We start from the raw sequence: 23,122 nt of genomic DNA, 5'->3' as shown, positions 1-23,122 counted from the left end.
ATTCTAAATTTCATTCTTTGCGGGTTGATAATCAAGCTTGCTCATTATTAACGCGCGTATAGCGCCCCCCGAAATACCGTATGCAGCATAAAAATCGCTGAGCCGCGGATGAATAAAACCGTAGCCATGGCTTTTAATCGCAGTGAAGCCAGCAAGCCGGCCGGCAGAATGAACCGCGCAGATAGCCTGTTCCGGGACGATGCAGCGTTGCAGAAAAAGCAGCGCCTTCTCTTCAGCGCCAAGAGTAAAGCGCAGCTTTCGGGAGAAAGCCTTCCAGAAGAGACCGGGCGCCGAATTGCGTAGCTCGGGAGGGCTCCCCCCAACAACAGAAACGGAAATTTCATTATCCGATCGAAAATCACTTTTATCCGGCACGACGGCATCCCCAGCGGCTAAATTAAGTAAAGTCAGCATAGGTTTTGGCCGATAACGGTATAGGAAGCTAACCGTTAGCTTTTCGCGCTTTCTGCGCGATCGACGCTTAGCCGAACGCCTCATAACCTGATATTGCGGTATGCAGTGAACGTATTATTTAATAAACAACAGCCCGTTTTTGGGTGGATAAAATAATAATATCAAGGGGTTATATATGAAGCTGTTTTACAAGCCTGAAAGCAGTTCCCTTTTTTCTCATATTGTTCTGCTGGAGTCCAAGCTGGATTTCAAGCTGGAAAAGGTGGATCTGAAGACCAAGAAAACCGAACGCGGTACGGATTATCTGTCAATCAACCCCAAAGGGCTTGTACCGGCGCTGCAGCTTGACGATGGAAGCGTGCTTACCGAAGGCGTCGCCATTGCCTTATATGTGGCGGACAAGGTCCCGCACTGTAATCTTATCGCGCCGACAGGCAGTATGGCTCGTTACCATACCATTGAATGGCTGAACTACATCTCGGCCGAACTGCACAAAAGCTTCTCCCCGATATTCCGCCGCGGCACGCCGGAAACCTATAAAGAACTGATTATCGAGTACCTGCAGGTAAAATTCCGCTATATCAATCTGGTGCTGAGCGAACAGAAATATCTGGTGGCCAATCGTTTTAGTATTGCCGACGCCTATTTGTTCACCGTGATGCGCTGGGCGCAGTCGTTGAAGCTGGACATGTTCCGTTATCCCGCGCTCTCCGCCTATCTTGATCATATCGCGGAGCGGCCTTCGGTGGCGACGGCGCTGAAGGTTGAAAGGCTGAAAGGCTAAACGTCAAGAGCGCGGCGCCGCCGCGCCCTCTTCCGTTCGTATCGCCGCAGGGTAAATTATAGGCGTACAGCCTGGAAATGATGACGCGGATGCGCGATGCCGTCCTGAGCCGCCACCAGTTGCAGCTCGTATTCATCCATCTCTTTCGTCACCAGCATCACCTCATAAACCGCCGCGGTGGTGTGCTCCAGCGCTTTATCCAGCGCGACCCCTTTCAGTAAATTCACCAAGAGCAATCCGCTGGTCAAATCGCCAACGCCTACGGGCTGACGCGCAAACTCAATCAGCGGGCGGCTGATGTGCCAGGCGTCCGTCGGAGTAACCAGCAGCATTTCAAAACTGTCATCGCGATAGGCCGCGCGGCTAAGGTGCTTAACCAGAACGATCTTCGGCCCCTGCGCGCACAGGGCTCTCGCCGTTTCCACGGCCTGCGCCACATCATGCACCTCATGGCCGCTAAGGCGCTCCAGCTCGGGTAGATTAGGCGCAATAACGTCCGCCGCTTGCAATGACTGGCGGCAATGGAAATCCGAAACCCCCGGCGCGACGATGCAGCCTTTCTCCGGCGTCCCCATAACCGGATCGCAGAAATAGATCGCTTCCGGATTCGCCGCCTTAACCTGCCGCACGATGCCTAAAATATGTTCGCCCTGTTCAGGCGAGCCAATATAGCCGCTCAGCACCGCGTTACAACTTGGCAATTTACCGATATCCGCAATCCCCTGCGCAATTTCGGTCAAGTGAGCGGCCGGCATCACGCACCCCGTCCAGCGGCCGTACTGCGTATGGTTGGAAAACTGCACCGTATTTAACGGCCAAACGTTTGCGCCCATCCGCCGCATCGGGAACTCCGCCGCGCTATTCCCCGCGTGGCCGAAAACAACATGTGATTGTATAGAAAGTATATTTTTCATTTATCCGACTCGAATCCTTGCCGACGCCGCTGCGCCGCGAGAACCGCAAAGTGAAGTTGAAAGCCTGCGGCGGCGCAACGCGCCGACAAAACGCGCGGCGTCGCCATCAATATCAGGCAGCCTACGCCCGAATGCGGGTCACTTAAGCCGATTTTTAGAGGAAACACCGGGGGAGGTTCCCGTAGGGACGCCTCACTCCGGTGGTCGCCCCGGGCATCTCGATGCTTAAACGATCGGCATTAGCCTACGCCCCCTGATTATCTGCGATCATGCCTTCCAGCAAATCAGGCAGTAGTGTTTTTTACCCCGGCGCAGCAAAGTGTAACGATCGAACAGACGGTCGGACGCGTTAAACCGGTATTCCGGATCGCTCTGTTTTTCGCCGTTGACCGTCACCGCGTTGGAGGAAATCATGGTGCGCGCCTGGCCCCGCGACGGCACCAGTTGCGCGCCGACCAGCGCCTGCTGTAAGTCGGCGCTTTGCTCCAGTTCGACGATCGGCATGCCATCCTGAGCCAATTGGGCGAAATCTTCCTGCGTCATATCCTGCAGCGCCCCGGAGAACAGGCTCTGCGTAATACGCCGCGCCGCGGCCAATCCCGCTTCGCCGTGCACCATACGGGTGACCTCTTCCGCCAGCACATACTGGGCGCGCGGCGCCTTACCGCTGTTTTTATCCTCTTCTTCCAGCGCATCAATCTCTTCCAGACTCATAAACGTGAAGAATTTCAGGAAGCGGTAAACGTCGGCATCCGCCGTATTAATCCAGAATTGATAGAACTTGTAAGGGCTGGTTTTGCTGGCGTCCAGCCAGATCGCCCCGCCTTCGGTTTTACCGAATTTAGTCCCGTCGGCTTTGGTGATCAGCGGCACGGTCATGCCGTAAACCTGCTTCTGGTTCATTCTGCGGGTTAAATCAATGCCCGACGTAATATTGCCCCACTGATCGGAACCGCCGATCTGCAGTTCAACGTTATGCTGTTTATTCAGGCTGGTGAAGTCGTACCCCTGCAGCAGATTGTAGGAAAACTCGGTAAAGGAGATGCCCACATCGTCGCGGTTCAGACGCTGCTTAACCGCTTCTTTATTAATCATCTGGTTAACCGAGAAGTGTTTGCCGATGTCGCGCAGGAAAGTCAGCACGTTCATATCGCCGAACCAATCATAGTTATTGGCGGCGATGGCGCTGTTAGCGCCGCAGTCAAAGTCCAGGAACGGCGAAACCTGACGGCGGATCTTTTCCACCCACTCTTTGACGGTTTCGGCGGTATTCAGCTTACGCTCCGTTGCTTTAAAACTCGGGTCGCCGATCAGGCCGGTCGCTCCGCCCACCAACGCCACCGGCTTATGCCCCGCAAGTTGGAAACGCTTCAGGCAAAGCAGCGGAACCAGATGCCCCAAATGCAAGCTGTCGGCGGTGGGATCGAAACCGCAATACAGAGCGATCGGCCCTTGCGCCAGTCGCTCCGCTAGCGCTTCCTCATCCGTCACCTGGGCGATCAAGCCCCGCTCTTGCAATTGTTTAATCAGGTTACTACTCGCCATCGATAACTCCATTGGTATGCAAAATATCGTGTCATATGCAAGGCAAGCTAGCTTGCAGTTGCACCTTAAATTGGTTTATTCGCGCCATCTTTGTCGATTACCGCGCGCATGCCGGCAACGCTGATGGCGCGAAACGACATAGAATAAAGCGCTCACCGCGGGAGCGCCAGAGTTTAACAAGGATAATTCACCATTAAGGCGCTAAACGATCGACCTGCCAGCCATCGCCCTGCCGTTGGTAGAAGAAGCGGTCATGCAGGCGGTGTTCTCCCCCCTGCCAGAACTCCATGGAATCGATCGTGACGCGGAAGCCGCCCCAGAAGCTGGGCAGCGGCACTTCCCCGCTGTGAAATTTCTGCTTAAGCTCCAGGAACTTGCTTTCCAGAAGCCCCCGGGTCGAAATGCGGCTCGACTGTTTGGAAACCCATGCGCCGATCTGACTGTCTTTCGGCCGGCTGTGAAAATACTTCAGCACTTCCAGCGCGGGCAGTTTCTCGGCGCGTCCCAGCACCATCACCTGCCGATCCAGCATATGCCAGGGAAACAGCAGGCTGATTTGCGGATTATGCATCAGATGCTGCGCCTTGCGGCTGCCCATATTGGTGTAAAAAACCATGCCTTTTTCATCGTAGTGTTTTAACAACACAATGCGCTGATAGGGCTGCCCCCGCTCATCCACGGTGGCGATCGACATCGCCGTCGGGTCAGCCAGTTTCGCTTCGCAGGCCTGTTTAAGCCAGCGCTCAAACAGATCCAGCGGATTATCGGTCAGATCGCCGCGACGCAGTCCGCCGCGGGTGTATTCGCGGCGCAGATCGGCGATATCGGTTTCCTGCAAAGGAGGGGTCATAGTTGAAGGCGTGCTTTCCTGTGTCATAGTGTCATGATGTCCTGCGGTGGCGATAACGAGCCGGAAAAGAAGTGAATGTAATTATTCTGCTCCCCTCGCCGGAAAATCTCAATCGGCGGCGATATAAAGCAACACGGCGCCGATCAGCGACAATGCCGACAAAATAAAGAGAAAGCAGCGGCTGAAACCTGCGGCTCGCGCGCCGATGGCGCCGGGACGGCATTAGCGCAAAAGACAGTCATCCACGATCACCCTTTCGCCCCGCTGAACAAAGGCCTGGTTCCCTTTGCTCCAAAAGCTATAGGTTCCATCGCTGTATTTCGCCCCCGAGGCGGAAACCGCCTGCGGCAAAATATGGCGCTCCCCGTCAAGGAAAAAGCTGACCTGCGGGGGCGATTTATCGTCCTGCCGCATCGTCACCGTAAGCGGCATGGTTCCGCACTGGTAAGACAACGTTTTAACCGCCGGGGAATGACCGAAATAGCCGCATCCGCTTAATAAGATCAGCGCCGCCCCTGCCAGCAGTGGTTTCATTATTCTTCTCCCATCGTTCTGATTTCAGCGAAATTCGCTATCTTCAAATAGCATTAAATCCGCCGTGCGGCCCAGTTTAACAATGGGTCGGTCAATGAAACCTCAGCAAAATCCGATTAGTTTCTTATCACCGGATAGATAGCCCCCAGCACGGTCTCCTGGCTGGCGCCCGTTACCGACGGCAAATTTCCCGGCAAGCCGGATAGCGTACGCGCCGCCAGCCAGGCGAACGCCAACGCTTCCATATCGTCGCCGCTAACGCCGAACTCATCGGTAGCGTTGACCTCAATGCCCGGCAACAAAGCCGACAGCCGCGCCATGATAAGCGGATTACGCGCGCCGCCGCCGCACACCAGCAGACGCTCGCAGCCGCCGATCAGCAGCACCTGTTCGGCGATGCTCCGCGCCGTCAGCTCGACCAGGGTCGCCTGAACATCCTGCGGCGCGATCGACGGCAGACCGGCCAGCATTTTCTCCAGCCAGCCCAGGTTAAAATATTCGCGCCCGGTGCTTTTCGGCGCGGGCTGAGAGAAATAGGGATCGGCCATCATGCGCCGCAAAAGCGGCGCATTAACCTGCCCGGACATCGCCCATTCGGCGTCCCGGTCATAAGGCTGCGCGCGGTGGCGCCAAATCCAGGCGTCGGACAGCATGTTACCCGGCCCAGTATCGTAGCCGCGCGGCACGACGCCCGACACCAGCAGCGACAGGTTGGCGATGCCGCCGATATTGAGTACGATGCGCCGCTCGACCGGGTGCAGCAGTAAGGCGTGATGAAATGCCGGCACCAGAGGCGCGCCTTGCCCGCCATAGGCCAGATCGCGCCGGCGAAAATCCCCCACGGTAGTGATGCCGGTCATCGCCGCAATGCGGTTGTTGTCGCCAATCTGTAGCGTACAGGGAGCCTCGCCGTTCGGTTCATGCCAGACGGTCTGCCCGTGGCAGCCGATCGCCGTAATATCGCTCGCGCCCAGCCCCGTCTCCTTGAGCAGCGCCAGAACCGCCTCGGCGAACACGATTCCCAACTGCGTATCCAACCGCCCGAACGCCGACAGCGTTACCTGCTGTCCCTGGCACATAGCCAAAATAGCCTGTTTGATTTTCTGCGGCATCGGGTGGCTATAGCTGGCCTGCTGCGCAACCGTATATTCATCAATCGCCGCCATCACCACATCGATACCGTCAAGGCTGGTGCCTGACATGACCCCAATGTATCTGCCTGATCTCATTTCACGACCTTTTTCGCTGAGGGGATAAAAAACGTTCATCTGAAAAGATGGCTAAAACAAAAGTAGCATTTTAAGACGCTGAATTATTATATTTTGCGCGTTTTGTTATCTCGGTTGAGTTTTGGTTAAAACATGCCAAGCGATGATGGTTAAATAAATCCGCAGTCCCATTTACTCTCTCTGTAAGAACACTATTATATTCTGCAAAAAAGAGTAAAAAGAGTGGAATGGAACATAAAGCCAGACCATACTTCACGAGTATAAATTCGTCGGCCAAGGGTGAACCAGCCCGACATATCGCCATTACAGGAGTGTTAATTATGATGAAGCGTTTGCTTGTGGTCACGCTAGCAGGTGTCACACTGGCTGGCTGCGCCAATACCAGTACGCTTTCAGGAGATGTCTACAGTGCCTCCGAAGCCAAACAGGTTCAGACCGTTACCTACGGTACTATCGTATCGACGCGTCCGGTACAGATTCAGGCGGGTGAAGATTCCAATGTGATTGGCGCGCTCGGCGGCGCGGTTCTGGGCGGTTTTCTGGGCAATACCATCGGCGGAGGCAGCGGCCGAAGCCTGGCGACGGCCGCAGGCGCCGTTGCGGGCGGCGTAGCGGGTCAGAGCGCGACGGGCGCGCTAAACCGTACTCAGGGCGTTGAGTTGGAAATTCGCAGGGATGACGGCAGCACCATCATGGTCGTACAAAAACAAGGCAATACCAAATTCAGCGTCGGCCAACGCGTTGCGATGGCAAGCAACGGCCGCAGCATTACCGTTTCTCCCCGCTAAGCCGCAACGACAATCACCGCCGCTGGGTGGTGATTGCCATAAATAATCGGACGTCTATACCCTAAATAATTCGAGTCGCGGACAAAAACGCCAAACACGTTTTTGGACGGCGCTTGCGCTTACCCGAAGGGATCGCCGGGATCTAATAATCCTTTGCCGCGAAGCGGCAAGGTTGACATTTAAGGCTGGCTTTCCGCCTGGCTCTCATGCAATGCCAGTATATTTTGCTCCAGGCGGGAGATCAGCAACGCTAATTCGTCGACCTGCTCCGGTGTAATGCCAAATAGAATTTCGTTACGGGTGCGGCTAATTACATCATTGACCGCTTTTATTATCGGCTCTGCCGCTTCAGTCAGCATTATGCGCTTTGCGCGCCTGTCGTGCGAGCATACGTGTCGGGTAATCAATCCCTTTTCTTCCAGCTGATCTAAGGTGCGAACCAGCGACGGCTGCTCAATTCCTATCGCTTTAGCCAGTTGAATTTGCGACTGTCCCGGAGGGAGGTGATAAATGTTATGTAGCGTCACCCAGTGCGTTTGCGTCAATTCTAACGGTTTTAACCGATGATCAATCAAGGCACGCCAGACGCGCACTAAACGAGCTAAATCAGATCCTAACGGCAATTCCATAAACTCTCCTTATAATTAGCATGCTAAGTTATATCCCTGGATTGCAATCAATTCTGATTTATAACGGTAGAAAAAATATCTTTTATTCTTTTGAAGAAAAGATTCTACCAAATTAAATGTTTTTAAAAATGATCTTATACTTATTTTATTCAGTAAGCATTCAGCTGGCGTTAAAATAAATTCGCCTGTCGAGATTCCGCCGGTTGCGTTGTCTTCGCCACGCGTTGCTGGCGCTTCATTCTTTGTCCGCACAAACGCAGCACATCCTGTTTCTGCGCATCGCTCATCTGCCCCCAGGCAAAGCGCTCACTGCGGCTGCGAAAACACCCGCGGCAAAAACCGCGCTCGTCAGCCTGACACACGCCGCGACATGGATTAGGAACAGTAAAGAGTTCAAGTTGCTCGGGCACAATGCCTCCGTTTACCCCATTTATTGAAGCCTTGTTCGTCCTCGCTGGCAAGCCTTTGCTAAGGTTAACGACGAAAATATCAGGTAATCGCTATAATTTCAGATGATTCTCCTGCCTCATACCCCTATCTTCCCATAAAACTGTCTGTTTTTTAATCCCTCTCACGCCAAACCTGCTTACGCTTAAGCGCCATCGCCAGTAAAACATGGCGCTTCGGCCGGGCCGATAACCTGAACTGGTTATAATTGCGACGTTATGCCCTTTATACTTTAAGCCGCGGGTGCGTTGGCTTTGTTACTCGCGCCATCCATGGCGCTCGCCCCGGTGAGGCCGCCGCAGGCGCCGTTCAAAAACGCGTTCGGCGTTTTTGTCCTGCAACTCGCATTACTTTGGGTATATAATTCCGCGCTGCCGGCATCTTCTTTCACCCCGTTTGCGGTTAGCCGCAGTAGCCAATGAGGAATTGACATTATGCGCCTACTTCACACCATGCTGCGTGTTGGTAATTTACAACGCTCTATCGATTTTTATACCAACGTATTGGGTATGCGTCTGCTGCGTACCAGCGAAAATACCGAATATAAATATACTCTGGCTTTCGTCGGTTATACCGAAGAAAGCGAAGGAGCCGTCATAGAATTAACCTATAACTGGGGCGTCGAGAGCTACGATTTGGGCAATGCGTACGGCCATATCGCGCTGGCGGTCGAAGATGTCGCCGCCACCTGCGCCAGCATTCGCGCGGCGGGAGGGAAAGTAACCCGCGAGGCAGGGCCGGTAAAAGGCGGCACCACCGTCATCGCATTCATCGAAGATCCGGACGGTTATAAAATCGAGCTGATTGAAAAATCACAGTCCGGTCAGGGGCTGGGCCATTAACCCGCCCTTGGGTTGCCTGATTGCTATCGTTAACCCAATAATCAGAAGGAAGGCGGCGAGCGTCGGTTCATCAAACGCCGCGCTTTCTTCGCTTACTGCATCTCCCGTCAAAATTTGCCATAATGCGCGCTGCATTTTGCTTATAGATTAAGAGACTAATGGCTGATAAAAATGACCTGAACGCCCTGAGCGCTCGTTTCCGTGGGTTTTACCCGGTTGTGATAGACGTTGAAACCGCCGGGTTTAATGCTAAAACCGATGCTTTACTGGAGGTTGCGGCAATAACATTGAAAATGGACGCGGATGGTTGGTTGCAGCCGGATGAAACCTTGCATTTTCACATTGAACCGTTCGCAGGCGCCATACTGGAGCCCGCCGCGCTGGCGTTTAACGGCATTGATCCCGGCAATCCGCTACGCGGCGCGGTTAGCGAATATGAAGCGCTGCATGAAATTTTCAAAGTGGTGCGCAAAGGCCTGAAAGAACAAGGATGCAACCGGGCCATCATCGTGGCGCATAACGCAACCTTCGATCACAGCTTTATGATGGCCGCGGCCGAACGCTGCAGTCTAAAGCGCAATCCTTTCCATCCTTTCGCCACTTTTGATACCGCCGCCCTAAGCGGGCTAGTATTGGGCCAAACCGTCCTCGCCAAGGCCTGTATCACCGCCGGTATCGATTTCGACTCCGGTCAGGCGCACTCCGCGCTCTACGATACCAACCAGACGGCGCTGCTCTTTTGCGAGCTGGTTAACCGTTGGAAGCGGATGGGCGGCTGGCCCATCGCTTTGGATGAAAATCAATTAGAGAAAACATCCGCAGCAGACTGAACCGAAGCGCCCAACGCGCGCAATAACGCTTTTGCGTCGCGCCGCGGCGGTCCGCAGGGCGAGCGGTCAAAAAAAGGCGTTTGCTGACAAACCCGGCTGTCAGATCGAGATACACGGGGCGACCACGGGGGTGAAGCGTCGTAAGCGGGAACCTCCCCCCGTGTTTCCCCTAACATCTGACTTTGTCAACGGTCTGAGGGGGTGACTTTCGTCCCCCCTTTTTGCGCTATCCGCTGCGCGCCGAATTACTCCTGCCCTTCCTGCTGGGGTTTATATTTTTCCGCCGTTTCCTTAATCAATTGCTGCAGTTCGCCGCGCTGATACATTTCAATAACGATATCGCAGCCGCCGACCAGCTCGCCGTCGACCCACAGTTGGGGAAATGTCGGCCAGTTGGCGTATTTAGGCAGCTCGGCGCGAATATCCGGATTTTGCAGGATATCGACATAGGCAAAACGTTCGCCGCAAGCAGACAACGCCTGTACCGCCTGAGCGGAAAATCCGCAGCTCGGCAATTTAGGTGAGCCTTTCATATACAGCAGGATCGGGTTTTCAGCGATCTGACGCTGAATTTTTTCAATTGTCGTTGTCGTCATTCTCTTGCTTCCTTAAACCTTTAAGATGGCTAACGTCACGTGCATTAACCACGAGCATTTATCAGATGTGCCGCTACAGGGCCATCCACTCGGCGATATTGTACCGACGGCGGAGACCACAAAAAAACGCCATTTTTTGTGTGGGTATCCGTTTACCCCGCCGCCGCGCCGCCCGCCCAGCGGGGGTAAATGGTCATAAAAAAACCGCCATTAACTTTTTTTCACTATTCTGTATAAATAAAGAGGCCGCGCCCACTTTTTTATCATGCCGTTTTCGGGAATACTGTGCGGACTCAGTGAGTTAATAACGACGAACGACCACGGCTATCATGCGCTTGTTTATTACCTTTTTTATATTGTTTTTCAGTAACCTATTCCTGAATGTGGCGCAGGCGGCGCCTCATACGCCGAATTCGCCGCCGCGCAAAGCCAGCGTGAGCAGCGACGGCGAGCATAGAAAAAATAAGCAGGCGAAGAAAAACGGTCAGAAATCGCCCGCGCCGGTAAAAACAAAAAGCAAAGCGACGGATAGCGCCAAGGCCAACGGCGCGACGAATAATAAAATTAAAGTCATTCACCTCGCCGGGCATAAGCAGGAATCACCCCGTTCGAAAATGAAAAACGACACGCCGGCGCTGATTAAGAAAAACCTCAAGGCGTTACATTTAAAAAATGAAGCGCGTTACGCCTCCTCCTCGCGCGCCAAAGTAAAAAGCGGCCTAAAAGGCGCGGCGGAAAAAGAGCTAACCCTGAGCGAAGCGCATAAAAAACGCTATCAGCACGCCAAATTGACCGCGATGAATAAGCTGATGGGACAAGTGGGCAAACCCTATCATTGGGGCGGCTCATCGCCCTTCACCGGATTCGACTGCAGCGGACTGGTCTATTACGCATACAAAGACGTGGTGAAAATCCCCATCCCGCGCACGGCGAATGAGATGTACCATTTGCGCGACGCCGCGCCGATCAAAAAGAGCGAACTGGAAAGCGGCGATTTGGTTTTCTTCCGCATCAATAACCGCGGCGCCGCCGATCACGTTGGCGTCTATGTGGGTAACGGAAAGTTCATTCAGTCGCCGCGGACGGGCTCCGATATCCGCATCAGTAAATTGAACGAGGATTACTGGCAGGATCACTATGTCGGCGCGCGGCGCGTCGTCACGCCGCAGACCATTCGCTAAGCAGCGGGCCGCATCGCAAAATATTCGGGCGCGTTTTACCGTTTAAAACGCGCCCGAAGCATATAGCGAGAGTAAAACGCAAGGCGGCTCGATAGCGATTAATTCAATACCGCGACGAAGCTGAACGCAATAATAAGCACCAACGCACCAACGGTGGCCAGCAGAGAAATTTTCAGATCGGCATCCATCGGCATCTCCTTTGTTACAAAAATGAACAGAAAAAATATTAACCGACTTTAACGCCGGAACTTTATGGCGGGCGAAAGCAGGTCTTATATAACAATAGCAATTGTTTCATAGCCCGACTAAAAAAACTCGTACCGGCGTATCACTAATAGATAAATTACCGCTTTCACTTTCGTGTCAGATCGGACAAAATTCGCTGTTTGACGACACGCCGCGTATTGGTTGAAAAAGTCAGCCTTGCCCCTTCAGGTACAACATTCGGCATTCTCCCTGTGAAATTCTGTTTTTTTACATAGAAAGAGAACGTTAAACGCAGGCAAACGATTAACTATATACATACGACCATAACGAGTCGGTTAGGAGTCATTGTTACATGGCAACGATCAAAGATGTGGCGAAGCGCGCGGGCGTTTCGACCACAACCGTATCGCACGTGATAAATAAAACACGTTTCGTCGCCGAAGAAACCAAAGCGGCCGTCAGGGCCGCCATTAAAGAATTACACTACTCCCCCAGCGCCGTGGCGCGCAGCCTTAAGGTGAATAACACCAAGTCCATCGGCCTGCTGGCGACCTCCAGCGAAGCGCCCTACTTTGCGGAGATCATCGAAGCCGTGGAAAACGGCTGCTATGCCAAAGGCTACACGATGATTTTGTGCAATTCGCATAACGACATCGATAAGCAGCGCGCCTATCTCTCGATGCTGGCGCAAAAGCGCGTCGACGGCCTGCTGGTGATGTGCGCCGAATACCCGCCTAAATTACTCGCCATGCTGGAAGACTACCGCAGTATTCCGATGGTGGTGATGGATTGGGGCGAAGCCCACAGCGATTTTACCGATACCATTATTGATAACGCTTTTGAAGGCGGCTATATGGCGGGGCGTTATCTTATCGAACGCGGTCACCGGGAGATCGGCGCCATTCACGGTACCCTGGAGCGGAATACCGGCAGCGGACGCTATCTCGGCTTTTTAAAAGCGCTGAAAGACGCCGAGATTCAGATTCATGATGAATGGATCGTGCAAGGCGATTTCGAGCCCGAATCCGGCTATAAAGCGATGCAGCAAATTCTGGCGCAGAAACATCGCCCCACGGCCGTTTTCTGCGGCGGAGATATTATGGCGATGGGCGCAATCTGCGCGGCGGATGAGTTAGGGCTGCGCGTTCCTCAGGATATATCAGTCATCGGCTACGACAATGTGCGCCACGCCCGCTTTTTCACTCCGGCGCTGACCACTATTCACCAGCCGAAAGAACGCCTGGGACAGTCCGCCCTGTCGATGCTTTTAGACCGTATCACCAGCAAACGCGAAGAGGCACAGGTCATCGAGGTTCACCCTACGCTAATCGAGCGCCGTTCCGTCGCCGACGGCCCGTTCCGCGATTATCGCCGCTATTCCTGAGAACGCACGCGGTTTTATCCCCTGCCAAAGCCATATGCCCCTACTCTGCTTCAGCCAATTTATACTTGTACCCTGGCTGAAGCAGTCATAAACTAATTAGCGGTTCAACGACAACAAGCATTTTTATCTCTTTTATTCACTATCCTTGATACCCAACAGATGTCGAACGCAGGAAAGCGGCAGGGGTGCGCCCGATGAGCTTGTTCAGATAAACGACTCTTCATCAACGCGCCTGCGGCTCGAAGTATGAAGGGTATAGTGCGAGCGCATATCGGATGTGCGTATTTATTTTAAGGATGAGTGCCCCTACGTATTTGCGTACCGGCTTTTTCTCTTCATTTTCCTCTTGTTATTCAGAGGGTAGACGATGGGTGATACCCACCGATGCCGATATTGGGTAAAAAATTGTCTATGCTTTCCTTGCCGTTTTTCACCGTGAGCAGCAAGGTAGGGAGAAATTATGAGTTCATCGTGTGTAGAGGACGTAGAAGGAGTAGGAAGCCGTGGCGACTCCTGGTTTCAAATTGTTCGTGAAATGCTGGACACGGCCGATATCAAAATCAACGGCTCCCGCCCTTTTGATATTAAGGTAAAAAATCCCGATTTTTTTAAACGCGTATTGCGTGAAGGCTCTCTGGGATTGGGCGAAAGCTATATGGACGGATGGTGGGAATGCGACAGGCTGGATATATTCTTTCATCGCATACTGCGCGCCGGTCTGGATAAAAAGGTCCCCCACCATCTGAAAGACATTGTGCGCGTCATCGCCGCAAGGGCGATTAATCTGCAGTCGAAAAGACGCGCCTGGATCGTCGGCAAAGAGCATTATGATTTAGGCAACGACCTCTTTACGCTAATGCTGGACCCTTACATGCAATACTCTTGCGGCTACTGGAAACAGGCCGCCACGCTTGAACAGGCGCAGGAGGACAAGCTGCAAATGATCTGCGAAAAGCTCCAGCTGAAGCCGGGGATGAAGCTATTGGATATCGGCTGCGGCTGGGGGGGATTGTCCGAATTCGCCGCCCGTCGCTATGGCGTCTCCGTCGTAGGCGTAACCATCTCCAAAGAGCAGCAAAAATTGGCCCAGCAGCGCTGTCGGGATCTGGACGTTACGATTTTATTGCAGGACTACCGCGATTTGGATTTGCAGTTTGACCGGGTCGTTTCCGTCGGCATGTTTGAGCATGTCGGCCCCAAGAATTACGATACCTATTTTCGTATCGTCAATAAGAACCTTAAGCCCGACGGCCTGTTTTTACTGCACACCATCGGCGCCCAAAAAACCGACTCGGAAGTTGATCCCTGGATTAACAAATACATTTTCCCCAACGGCTGTATCCCCTCCGTTCAGCATGTCGCGCGCGCCAGCGAGCCCTATATGGTGATGGAAGACTGGCATAATTTCGGCGCCGACTATGATCGCACGCTGATGGCCTGGTTCGAACGCTTCCAGCAGCACTGGCCTGAGCTTTCCGAGCGTTATTCCGCACGCTTCCGCCGTATGTTCAGCTACTACCTCAACGCCTGCGCCGGCGCGTTCCGCGCCCGGAATATTCAGCTCTGGCAGGTGCTTTTCAGTAAGGACGGCGTTGAAGGCGGGATACGCGTTCCGCGCTAATCGCCTGCGCCATCGAACCGCCCAGGGAAAACGCATGGGCGGTTTTTTTTCGCCCCGCCTCCCCTGGCGGTCGCCGGGTTACTCTTCGCTGGCCGGATCGTTCACCTGCCGGCTGGCCAAGACCCGCTCTACCGTATCCACCACGGCCTGGGTTTGCGGATCGATTTCGATATTCACCCTTTGCCCCAGCCGCTTTTGTCCCAACGTGGTGCGGTTTAGCGTTTCGGGGATCAGATGAACGCAGAAGCGGCTGCGGGTCACTTCGCCGATGGTCAGGCTTATGCCGTCAATGCCGATAAAACCTTTATGCAACACATACTTCATCAGCGATTCATCCGCCAGGCGGAACCAAATTTGATGGTTGTTTTCTGAAACCAGAATTTTCGCCACCTCCGCCGTGCAGATGATATGACCGGACATAACGTGCCCGCCGATCTCATCGCCGAACTTTGCCGCACGCTCAAGGTTGACGCTGTCGCCTTCCACGATATCACCCAGGTTGGTCAGTCTGAGCGTCTCTTTCATCAGATCGAAACTCACGCGATCGCCATTTACCGACGTGACCGTCAGGCAGCAGCCGTTGTTGGCCACTGAAGCGCCGGGCACCAATCCCGGCAATAGCTCAGGCGGCAGTTGAAGAACATGGGTGCGAAAATTGACTTTTTCATCAATAGACACCACCGGCGCGGTGCCCTGAACAATACCGGTAAACATACGGCCTGCCTCTCAAAGAAAGATGTAAATGGAATGAGCGCGAAGCGATACGGGCAACTGTCTATTGCCGCTCGTCATCAATAACAATCCTGCAGTTTGCCCCATATTACGATGAAAACCAAACCTGACGGCCAATCATCGGTATATATTTAAACCTTTCTTGAACCTTTGATTAATTTATTTTCCGGTAAGCTGATTTACTTCCGCCAAGCCGTTACAATAATACGCTTATCGCTATTCGTGGTATCAGTGTGTCCATCCACATTTAATCATCTCGCTATACCCTAAATAATTCGAGTCGCAGGACAAAAACGCCAAAGCGTTTTTGAACAGCGCTTGCGCTGACCCCGAACGGGGCGAGCCCCGCGGATGGGGCGAGTAACAAAGCCAACGCTCATGCAGCTTGCAGTATGACGGGTATAAGTTCGTCAATTCAAGGTAGGTATTTGTGCAGAAGTATCTGTCGGAAGCGCGTAAATTATTAGCGCTCGCGATCCCTGTCATCATCGCGCAGGTGTCTCAAACATCCATGGGGGTAGTGGATACCATCATGGCCGGGGCGTACAGCGCCACCGATATGGCGGCCGTCGCCGTCGGCACCTCAATCTGGTTGCCGGCCATTCTTTTCGGGCACGGCCTGCTTATGGCGCTCATTCCCGTTGTGGCGCAGTTAAATGGTTCCGGCCGCCGCGACCGTATCGCGCATCAGATTAGACAAGCGTTTTTCCTGGCCTCGGTCGTTTCCCTGCTGACCATGCTGGCGCTCTATCAGGGAGAGCATATTATCCGCCTGATGAATGACGACTCCCCCGAACTGGTGGACAAGGCCGTCGGCTATCTGCAGGCGCTGCTTTGGGGCGTGCCGGGCTACCTTTTTTACCAGGTTTTACGCGGTCAAAACGAAGGGCTGTCGAAAACCATGCCCGGAATGATCATTGGTTTCATCGGGTTATTAATCAATATGCCGATCAACTATATCCTGATTCACGGCAAATTCGGCATGCCGGAGCTGGGGGGCGTGGGCTGCGGCGTCGCCACCGCCTCCGTTTACTGGATTATGTTCCTGCTGATGGCGCTCTACAGCAAACGCGCCGCCTGGCTGCGGGACATCAAGCTACAGCAGCCCGGTTTCAAACCCGACTGGCCGGCGCTAAAACGGCTATTCACCCTGGGACTGCCTATCGCGCTGGCGCTGCTGTTTGAAGTGACGCTATTCGCCGTGGTGGCGCTGCTGGTGCTGCCGCTTGGCGTGGTTGACGTCGCCGGACACCAGATTGCGCTCAACTTCAGTTCCCTGATGTTCGTGCTGCCGATGTCCGTCGGCATTGCGACCACCATTCGCGTCGGCCACCGGCTGGGAGAAGGATCGGTCGAGAACGCGCGCATCGCCTCTTCCACCGGTATCCTGTGCGGCGTGGCGCTGGCGTTCTGTACCGCCATGTTTAGCGGTATATTGCGCGAACCGATCGCCCGCCTGTACAACCAGGACCCGGCGGTGGTGGCGATGGCGTCGCAGCTAATGCTGCTGGCCGCCGTATACCAAATATCGGATGCCATACAGACTATCGGCAGCGGCGTACTGAGAGGTTATAAAGATACCCGCTCGATCTTCTATATTACCTTCGTCGCCTACTGGATATTGGGGCTCCCCAGCGGCTACCTGCTGGCGTTAACCGACTATATCGTTCCGCGCATGGGCCCCGCGGGCTTCTGGTGCGGATTCATCATCGGCCTGACCGCCTCCGCCGTTATGATGGTCGCGAGGATTCGTTTGCTCCAGCGCCAGCCGACCGCGCGAATACTGGCGCGCGCCGCACGCTGATTGCGCGATCGGTCGCCACGGATGGCGCCGAATGGCTGAAAAAACAGCGAGATGGATAGAAGCGCAGCAATCGCACCGTTCAATGACGCAAATTTGCATTTTCCCTCTTGCCAGCAGCAACCGCGCCCGTTAATATTCGTCCCCGCTGTCGGACAGCCAGTCGGTTTTACGGCACGTGACTTCTCTTATATGCGTTCTTAGCTCAGTTGGTTAGAGCACCACCTTGACATGGTGGGGGTCGATGGTTCGAGTCCATTAGAACGCACCATTTCTTGTTCCATAGACGTTTGCCGATATTTATATCCCATTGAAGCAGCTATGAAAATCATCCCTTCATGTTCCAACCGCTTGCGCTGAATTCTACCTTCTTCAGTGCGTTTGAGGGATGCCCAAACAGCGCGCCGCCGCCGTTTTTGGGTTAAGCCATATGCGTTAAAACAAGTCAGAACAAAACGATATAGTTATATGGATATCCATTGATGATAATAATCGCTCTCGTTTAAAAAATGATTACTCTCACTAGTATTAAGCGCGCGACAAAAATATTTCACAAAGACACAAATATAAGTAACCCATTGTTTACAATAATATTTATTTTATCGGCCGGACTCTTTTTATTCTTGGTCTAAGTATGACATGAGGGATGCGTCGCAATTTCCGCGCATTGGGATCTCTGCGAGGACGTTCATTCCAGAGCTTTAATATAATAACCGTCAACGCCATTACCGCCGTGATGCTATTTGCTATTAATAACGGGTAATCATTAAGCTTAAAACCATATGCCGACCAACAGGTGACGCCGAAGAAAAGCGCGGCCCACATGCCTATTGATAATCCGCTGGTATCCCGGTTCTTCAAAATATGAATCACCTGCAGGACAAAAGATCCCGTGGTTATCCATGCCGCCAGTGACCCGAGCGCCAATGGCCAACGGAAAAGAGAAAAAACGGAGATAACGCACAAAATAATTGTAGCGAAAACAACTACTATATTTTTCATCAGTTTTCCTTATCGAAGAGTATGCATGCATCATTATCCCATGTGGGTTGTCGATTGAAAAAATTTCAATTTATACAAATAGGGTATGAATCGGCGTGTTCAACAGATCGCCTCAAATTTTGCATAAAAGAAAAATCAATATGCAAAGCGGAGGCTGAGAAGCGGGCAGGCACGAAAACAGATCGGAAAAGCGAACTATTGAAAATAAATAGTACCAACCGTCATCATCAGCATGGTAATAAGATTGTTTTATCACTATCCCCTATCAACCTATATAATCACATTGCCATAGAATAGAACAGAAAACAAGTAAAATACATTTTTCTCATCGCGTCAATATTTCACCTTATTAAAAACAAGCGGCGAAAATATAAAACCACCCGCAGTCACCGCATAAAAACGGTTAGCGGTTTATAAATCACAGATTGAAAAGAGAGATATGTCATATCACCATATATCTCATGTGATTTTTGATGACACCTGCCCAGTAAAATATTATTATAACAGCACGTTTTTTGCTTCATGTGATAAAAGATCGCTTATTAAAAAACGTTATTTTTATAATAAATGCTCTTATCAATCACTTCCACTCATCTTACCGGCAGGAGGATTTATGTTCTTGGGAATTGATTGTGGTACACAGGGTACTAAGGTTTTACTGTGGAATGAAAAAACGCAAAAAGTTATGACCGCAAGTTATAATGTGCATAAACTCATTAGCCATCGCCACAGTCAAAAGGAACAAAATCCGCATGACTGGCTTGATGCGCTGCAAGCAGGTATAAAGGATGTCCTAGCTAGGGCTCATATTTCGCCCAAGGAAGTAAACGGCATCGGCGTTTCCGGACAACAGCACGGACTGGTGATTTTAGATAAAAACGATGTGGTCATTCGCCCCGCCAAATTATGGTGTGACACGGAATGCGAAAGTCAGCTACAGCACTATCTGCATAAATATGAAGAGACCTACCAGAAAAAGCTATCCGATGTGCTAGGGATACAAATTCCTGTCGCATTTACCCTGGGAAAACTCCTGTGGATTAAAGAAAACGAGCGTTTTAACTTCAATAAAATCGCAAAAATACTTTTACCTCACGAATACATAAATTTTTTCCTCACCGGTCAGTATTGCGCCGAGCCTGGGGACGCCTCTGGCACCGGATACTTTGATACGGTACAAAAAACATGGTGCAAATCCGCAGTTGACTTAATCGAACCCTCTTTATATCCAAAACTTCCCAGAATAATTCAATCACACCAGCCTCACGGATACTTATCAGAAAAGGCGGCTCGCTTGTTGGGTCTTAATAAAGGAATCGTTGTTTCCAGCGGCGGCGGAGACAATATGATGTCCGCGATTGGCACTGGCAATATAGCCGAAGGACAACTGACGATGAGTCTGGGGACCTCAGGCACATTATCCACCTGTCAGAAAAAACAGATCGACAGCAATAAACACAGGGACATTAATACATTTTGCTCATCTTCAGGCAGCTGGCTGCCCTTGGTAAGTACGATGAACGTAACTAACGCAATAAATTCGTTTCGTCAATTGATGGACATTTCATTTGTCGACTTTGAAAATTATCTCAAAGCAAGCGTCCCTGGCGCCGAAGGTTTATCCTCGTTCCCCTGGTTAAATGGCGCCCGCCTGCCCAATTTGCCGGGCATCACAGGGAGCCTGACCGGAATGACTATGGTCAATTTCACCAAACCCCATTTATTACGGGCGGTAGTTGAAGGCGTCACATTCAACCTTTGTCGTGGCATCGATATTTTTAACAAATGCAATTTGCGTTTCGATAGAATCAATTTAATCGGCGGCGGCTCTAACAGCCCTACCTGGTGCCAAATGATCGCTGATATTACGGGGATTAACGTAGCCAAACCATTAATTCCAGATGCCGCAGCCCTCGGCGCGGCAATTCAGGCCCATTGGTGCTTTTGTGTTTCTATCAACGATGAACCGAATGAGCTAGAATACTGCATCCCCGACTTTCTCAAAACGACGTCAACCTCAATAATCATAATTGAACCAAACAGCAGAGCAAATGATATATATAAAGATATTTATGATGCATATCATGCCGCGGTTGATAAAATTAAAATCGATTATTTAAATAGATAAAGCGCCACAGTACGGGAAATAAAAACGGCTTCCCTTTATTTACGTAATCCGGCTTAGCATAAAAAAGGCCACAACGATCGTCATGACCTTAAGACCATTAATACATTATACTTATGACCATGTGCAACACGGCATTCAAGATTAACGATTGTGAAAAATAGATATAGGAAAGTTTTATGCTCAGCCAGCTTTGTCGCTATTTTAAAATTCGAGCATGATTTTTCCGTTCATCGGCCTGCCGTCAAGCGCTTTCACCGCATCGATATACACTTCGGGGTTTCCCTGAACAGCAATCAACGCGGATAGATTAATCTTTCCTTCAGTAAATAAGCGAGTCGCAGTTTTCCATTCAACGCCAGGCCACTCCCCGGAATAGTTCATCCAACTGCCTAATATTCTCAGCTCCTTGCGCAAAATAAGGCCGAATGTTTTGTCGCTTAATGACAGTCCATTGTGTAACGTACCAATTAATCCAATCTGCGCCTGCGGACCGGCAATCTTGATTGCGAGTTCTACTGTTTGAGGCACCCCGGCCGTTTCAAGGATCAACTGATCGAACCGACGCGCTTTCTGCGCGTTACTGATATCGTCCGCGCTCATTTCCACGCTATTGTAGACATAATTCACGCCAAGACGCTTCGCGAGCGCCAAGCGTTCCGGATTGATATCAATGGCAGTAACCGATTTTGCACCTAAAGCCGCGGCGCTCTGCATTGCCAGTAACCCAATAGTGCCGGCGCCGATGATAATAACCTCTTTATCCTGACAGCCGCCGGCCAGCTCCATTGCGTGCAGGCTGACCGTCATGGGTTCGAAAAAAGCGCCTTCGGTAGGCGTCGTGCCCGGCGGCAGCAAAAACAGGTTGCTGCGCGGCACGACAATGTATTCGCTGTTTCCGCCGTCAATCCTTGAACCGATAAATTCATATTTACATTGCGACCATAGCTGCCTGCGCCCCTCGGGACTGTCGAACTCGGGTTTTAACGGGACGCAGGATACGAGATCGCCTTTATTAAGATCGTCGACGCCGCTGCCGGTTTCAACGACGACGCCGCTAAATTCATGGCCAAGAGTGATGGGATAAAAATGCGCGCCGTTATGGAAAATCCTGGGAATATCGGAACCACAAAGGCCAGAGCAACGCACTTTTACCAGAACGTCATCAGCTGATTGAATTTGAGGCATCGGTTTGTCTTCAACCGAAACGCTGCCACCAGCGTGTACTACGACAGATTTCATATTCACTCTCCTACTCCTAATAGAATGGGGAGGAAGCACCTCCCCGATATGATTTATGCATCCGGACGACTTTCTGATAGCGGCGTTTCAGCGCTGACTTCGGGGATATGCGCTCTTCGCCAGGTCAGGAAAATGCCGAGAGCATAGATGATGCCGATAACGCACAGCGCTAACACGTTCTGCCAGGTTAATAACTGAATCAGCAGATAAGTGATCGGCGAACCGCCCTGATCCATGGAGGCCACCGAACCGCCGGTTTTCAGCGCCCCGGCGTTCGCCGCCAGCTGCGTGTGCAGACCAATAGTTTGCGTGGCGATCCAGAGGGTTATGCTAATAATGATGATCCCGGAAATCAGCGTCCGGAATAAATTTCCCTGGTGTACGGCCACCGCCATCGCGACGAAAAAACCAATAGTCGCAAGATCCCCGAAGGGCAGCACTTTATTTCCGGGCAACAGTACGGCGATCAAAATAGACAGCGGAATGAAGATCAGGCTGGCGGATACCACCGATGTCTGCCCGAGCAACAGAGCCGGATCCAGGCCAATCAGGAAATCCTGTCCGCCAAATTTTGCCTGCAGCCTTTTTCTTGCCTGTTTGGCAATCGGAGAGAGCCCATCCATGATGGGTTTGATTACGCGCGGCATCAACAGCATGACAGCCGCCGTTTTAACCGCCAGTTGTAATACATCTTTCACATCATAGGCCGCAAGGAAACCAATGATGAGTCCCATGACAAAGCCTACGGTTACAGGCTCACCAAACGCGCCGAACCGCTTCTGAACGTCATCAGCGCTAAAGTGAATCCGCCGCAGACCGGGAATTTTATCAATAATAACATCCACTAGGACGGCGATCGGCCCCATATAGGCAGATGTGCCGTGCGGTATGGCGATACCATCAAGATTGAAGAAATTCCGCGTATCCTTTGAAAACCAATCGCCCAGCTTGTAAACAAACGCGGCGTGAACCACCACGCCAAGTATGCCCAACCAGTATGAACCGGTGGCAAGATGCACCATCGCACCGGTAAAGGTCATATGCCAGATATTCCAGATATCGACATTCACCACGCGCGTCATTTTAGTCACGAGCATGAAGATGTTAACGGCAATGGCGACGGGTATCGCTATCAGTGCGATCTGCGATGCCCATGTCATCGGCGCGGATCCCGGCCATCCCACATCGACGACGTCCAGACCAATCTGGAAATTTTCAGCCATCGCCTTAGCCGCAGGACCAATCGAGTCCAGCATAAGTCCGATGACCAGGCCGATGCCGACAAAACCGATACCGATGTGCAAACCTGATTTAAACGCGTCCCCGACCTTCATCCCCAGACAAACGGAGAAAATGATGATCACTATGGGCAACATAACCGTTGGCCCGAGATCGAGGATATAGCGCATGATGTCAGTAAACATG

Annotated in this window: 23 protein-coding genes and 1 tRNA gene; 10 read left to right on the top strand and 14 right to left on the bottom strand. The window is 52.0% G+C overall.

Translation table 11 applies throughout. The annotated features are described in order from the left end of the window. Window positions 1-3: 3 nt before the first annotated feature. Window positions 4-414: a hypothetical protein gene (locus VSX58_RS01900; protein WP_327616562.1), complete on the bottom strand. Its 411-nt coding sequence runs from the start codon at window positions 412-414 to the stop codon at window positions 4-6. A gap of 175 nt (window positions 415-589) precedes the next feature. On the opposite strand from VSX58_RS01900, the gene gstA reads away from it, so the two are divergent. Further along, window positions 590-1,198 (top strand): glutathione transferase GstA, encoded by a 609-nt coding sequence (gene gstA, locus VSX58_RS01895; RefSeq protein ID WP_327616561.1) that lies wholly within the window; start codon window positions 590-592, stop codon window positions 1,196-1,198. A 56-nt stretch (window positions 1,199-1,254) separates the two neighbouring features. Here the strand turns inward: gstA and pdxY are convergent, their stop codons facing one another. From pdxY to anmK, 5 genes are all read right to left on the bottom strand, one after another. Then, entirely contained in the window at window positions 1,255-2,112 is an 858-nt protein-coding gene (gene pdxY / locus VSX58_RS01890) for a pyridoxal kinase PdxY (RefSeq protein WP_327615197.1), read from the bottom strand. Between the two features lie 267 nt (window positions 2,113-2,379). Next, window positions 2,380-3,657: a tyrosine--tRNA ligase gene (gene tyrS, locus VSX58_RS01885; RefSeq protein ID WP_327616560.1), complete on the bottom strand. Its 1,278-nt coding sequence runs from the start codon at window positions 3,655-3,657 to the stop codon at window positions 2,380-2,382. 193 nt (window positions 3,658-3,850) lie between these two features. After that, a complete protein-coding gene (pdxH, locus tag VSX58_RS01880) occupies window positions 3,851-4,534 on the bottom strand; it encodes a pyridoxamine 5'-phosphate oxidase (protein ID WP_327616559.1) in 684 nt (227 codons plus the stop codon). 195 nt (window positions 4,535-4,729) lie between these two features. Continuing rightward, window positions 4,730-5,041, bottom strand: a complete 312-nt coding sequence (locus VSX58_RS01875) for an MliC family protein (RefSeq protein ID WP_327615194.1) — start codon at window positions 5,039-5,041, stop codon at window positions 4,730-4,732. A 116-nt stretch (window positions 5,042-5,157) separates the two neighbouring features. Beyond that, window positions 5,158-6,270, bottom strand: a complete 1,113-nt coding sequence (gene anmK / locus VSX58_RS01870) for an anhydro-N-acetylmuramic acid kinase (protein ID WP_327616558.1) — start codon at window positions 6,268-6,270, stop codon at window positions 5,158-5,160. A 320-nt stretch (window positions 6,271-6,590) separates the two neighbouring features. Between anmK and VSX58_RS01865 the strand changes: the two genes are divergently transcribed. Next, window positions 6,591-7,058: an outer membrane lipoprotein gene (locus tag VSX58_RS01865; protein WP_327616557.1), complete on the top strand. Its 468-nt coding sequence runs from the start codon at window positions 6,591-6,593 to the stop codon at window positions 7,056-7,058. Between the two features lie 179 nt (window positions 7,059-7,237). On the opposite strand, the gene slyA is transcribed toward VSX58_RS01865, so the two are convergent. Both slyA and VSX58_RS01855 read right to left on the bottom strand, forming a co-directional pair. Beyond that, window positions 7,238-7,687 carry a transcriptional regulator SlyA gene (slyA, locus tag VSX58_RS01860; RefSeq protein ID WP_327616556.1) on the bottom strand — a complete coding sequence of 150 codons (450 nt, stop codon included), beginning with the start codon at window positions 7,685-7,687 and terminating at the stop codon, window positions 7,238-7,240. Window positions 7,688-7,857: 170 nt separating this feature from the next. After that, a complete protein-coding gene (locus VSX58_RS01855; protein ID WP_327616554.1) occupies window positions 7,858-8,097 on the bottom strand; it encodes a DUF1289 domain-containing protein in 240 nt (79 codons plus the stop codon). Window positions 8,098-8,568: 471 nt separating this feature from the next. Here VSX58_RS01855 and gloA point away from each other — a divergent pair, with 471 nt between their 5' ends. Next, window positions 8,569-8,976, top strand: coding sequence for a lactoylglutathione lyase (gene gloA / locus VSX58_RS01850; RefSeq protein WP_327615189.1), 408 nt, complete (start codon window positions 8,569-8,571; stop codon window positions 8,974-8,976). A gap of 158 nt (window positions 8,977-9,134) precedes the next feature. Beyond that, on the top strand, window positions 9,135-9,806 hold the full coding sequence (gene rnt / locus VSX58_RS01845; RefSeq protein WP_327616553.1) for a ribonuclease T: 672 nt from the start codon (window positions 9,135-9,137) through the stop codon (window positions 9,804-9,806). 245 nt (window positions 9,807-10,051) lie between these two features. Here rnt and VSX58_RS01840 read toward each other — a convergent pair whose 3' ends face one another. Further along, window positions 10,052-10,402: a Grx4 family monothiol glutaredoxin gene (locus VSX58_RS01840; protein ID WP_327614480.1), complete on the bottom strand. Its 351-nt coding sequence runs from the start codon at window positions 10,400-10,402 to the stop codon at window positions 10,052-10,054. A 329-nt stretch (window positions 10,403-10,731) separates the two neighbouring features. Between VSX58_RS01840 and VSX58_RS01835 the strand changes: the two genes are divergently transcribed. After that, window positions 10,732-11,583 carry a C40 family peptidase gene (locus tag VSX58_RS01835; protein ID WP_327616552.1) on the top strand — a complete coding sequence of 284 codons (852 nt, stop codon included), beginning with the start codon at window positions 10,732-10,734 and terminating at the stop codon, window positions 11,581-11,583. Window positions 11,584-11,681: 98 nt separating this feature from the next. On the opposite strand, the gene cydH is transcribed toward VSX58_RS01835, so the two are convergent. After that, window positions 11,682-11,771, bottom strand: a complete 90-nt coding sequence (gene cydH, locus VSX58_RS01830) for a cytochrome bd-I oxidase subunit CydH (RefSeq protein WP_327614482.1) — start codon at window positions 11,769-11,771, stop codon at window positions 11,682-11,684. Between the two features lie 371 nt (window positions 11,772-12,142). Between cydH and purR the strand changes: the two genes are divergently transcribed. Together purR and cfa are read left to right on the top strand one after the other, a co-directional pair. Beyond that, complete coding sequence (gene purR / locus VSX58_RS01825; protein WP_327616551.1) at window positions 12,143-13,174, top strand: HTH-type transcriptional repressor PurR; 1,032 nt, start codon at window positions 12,143-12,145, stop codon at window positions 13,172-13,174. 460 nt (window positions 13,175-13,634) lie between these two features. Then, window positions 13,635-14,795: a cyclopropane fatty acyl phospholipid synthase gene (gene cfa / locus VSX58_RS01820; protein WP_327616550.1), complete on the top strand. Its 1,161-nt coding sequence runs from the start codon at window positions 13,635-13,637 to the stop codon at window positions 14,793-14,795. Window positions 14,796-14,873: 78 nt separating this feature from the next. On the opposite strand, the gene VSX58_RS01815 is transcribed toward cfa, so the two are convergent. Beyond that, window positions 14,874-15,509: a riboflavin synthase subunit alpha gene (locus VSX58_RS01815; RefSeq protein ID WP_327614485.1), complete on the bottom strand. Its 636-nt coding sequence runs from the start codon at window positions 15,507-15,509 to the stop codon at window positions 14,874-14,876. Window positions 15,510-15,957: 448 nt separating this feature from the next. On the opposite strand from VSX58_RS01815, the gene VSX58_RS01810 reads away from it, so the two are divergent. Both VSX58_RS01810 and VSX58_RS01805 read left to right on the top strand, forming a co-directional pair. Next, window positions 15,958-17,331 (top strand): MATE family efflux transporter, encoded by a 1,374-nt coding sequence (locus VSX58_RS01810; RefSeq protein ID WP_327616549.1) that lies wholly within the window; start codon window positions 15,958-15,960, stop codon window positions 17,329-17,331. A 191-nt stretch (window positions 17,332-17,522) separates the two neighbouring features. Further along, window positions 17,523-17,599, top strand: a tRNA-Val gene (locus tag VSX58_RS01805). Between the two features lie 323 nt (window positions 17,600-17,922). Here VSX58_RS01805 and VSX58_RS01800 read toward each other — a convergent pair. Next, window positions 17,923-18,330 carry a SemiSWEET family sugar transporter gene (locus tag VSX58_RS01800; RefSeq protein WP_327616548.1) on the bottom strand — a complete coding sequence of 136 codons (408 nt, stop codon included), beginning with the start codon at window positions 18,328-18,330 and terminating at the stop codon, window positions 17,923-17,925. Window positions 18,331-18,769: 439 nt separating this feature from the next. Between VSX58_RS01800 and xylB the strand changes: the two genes are divergently transcribed. Next, complete coding sequence (xylB, locus tag VSX58_RS01795) at window positions 18,770-20,458, top strand: xylulokinase (RefSeq protein ID WP_327616547.1); 1,689 nt, start codon at window positions 18,770-18,772, stop codon at window positions 20,456-20,458. A 201-nt stretch (window positions 20,459-20,659) separates the two neighbouring features. On the opposite strand, the gene VSX58_RS01790 is transcribed toward xylB, so the two are convergent. Both VSX58_RS01790 and VSX58_RS01785 read right to left on the bottom strand, forming a co-directional pair. Next, window positions 20,660-21,697 (bottom strand): zinc-binding dehydrogenase, encoded by a 1,038-nt coding sequence (locus VSX58_RS01790; RefSeq protein ID WP_327616546.1) that lies wholly within the window; start codon window positions 21,695-21,697, stop codon window positions 20,660-20,662. A gap of 53 nt (window positions 21,698-21,750) precedes the next feature. Then, window positions 21,751-23,121 carry a PTS galactitol transporter subunit IIC gene (locus VSX58_RS01785; protein ID WP_327616545.1) on the bottom strand — a complete coding sequence of 457 codons (1,371 nt, stop codon included), beginning with the start codon at window positions 23,119-23,121 and terminating at the stop codon, window positions 21,751-21,753. Between the last annotated feature and the right edge of the window lies 1 nt (window position 23,122).

Origin of the sequence: Brenneria populi (genome assembly GCF_036016195.1) — a bacterium.
GTDB classification, from domain to species: Bacteria; Pseudomonadota; Gammaproteobacteria; order Enterobacterales; family Enterobacteriaceae; genus Brenneria; species Brenneria populi.
The sequence above is the reverse complement of the archived record's forward strand: the minus strand, read 5'-3'. Positions and strand labels throughout refer to the sequence as shown.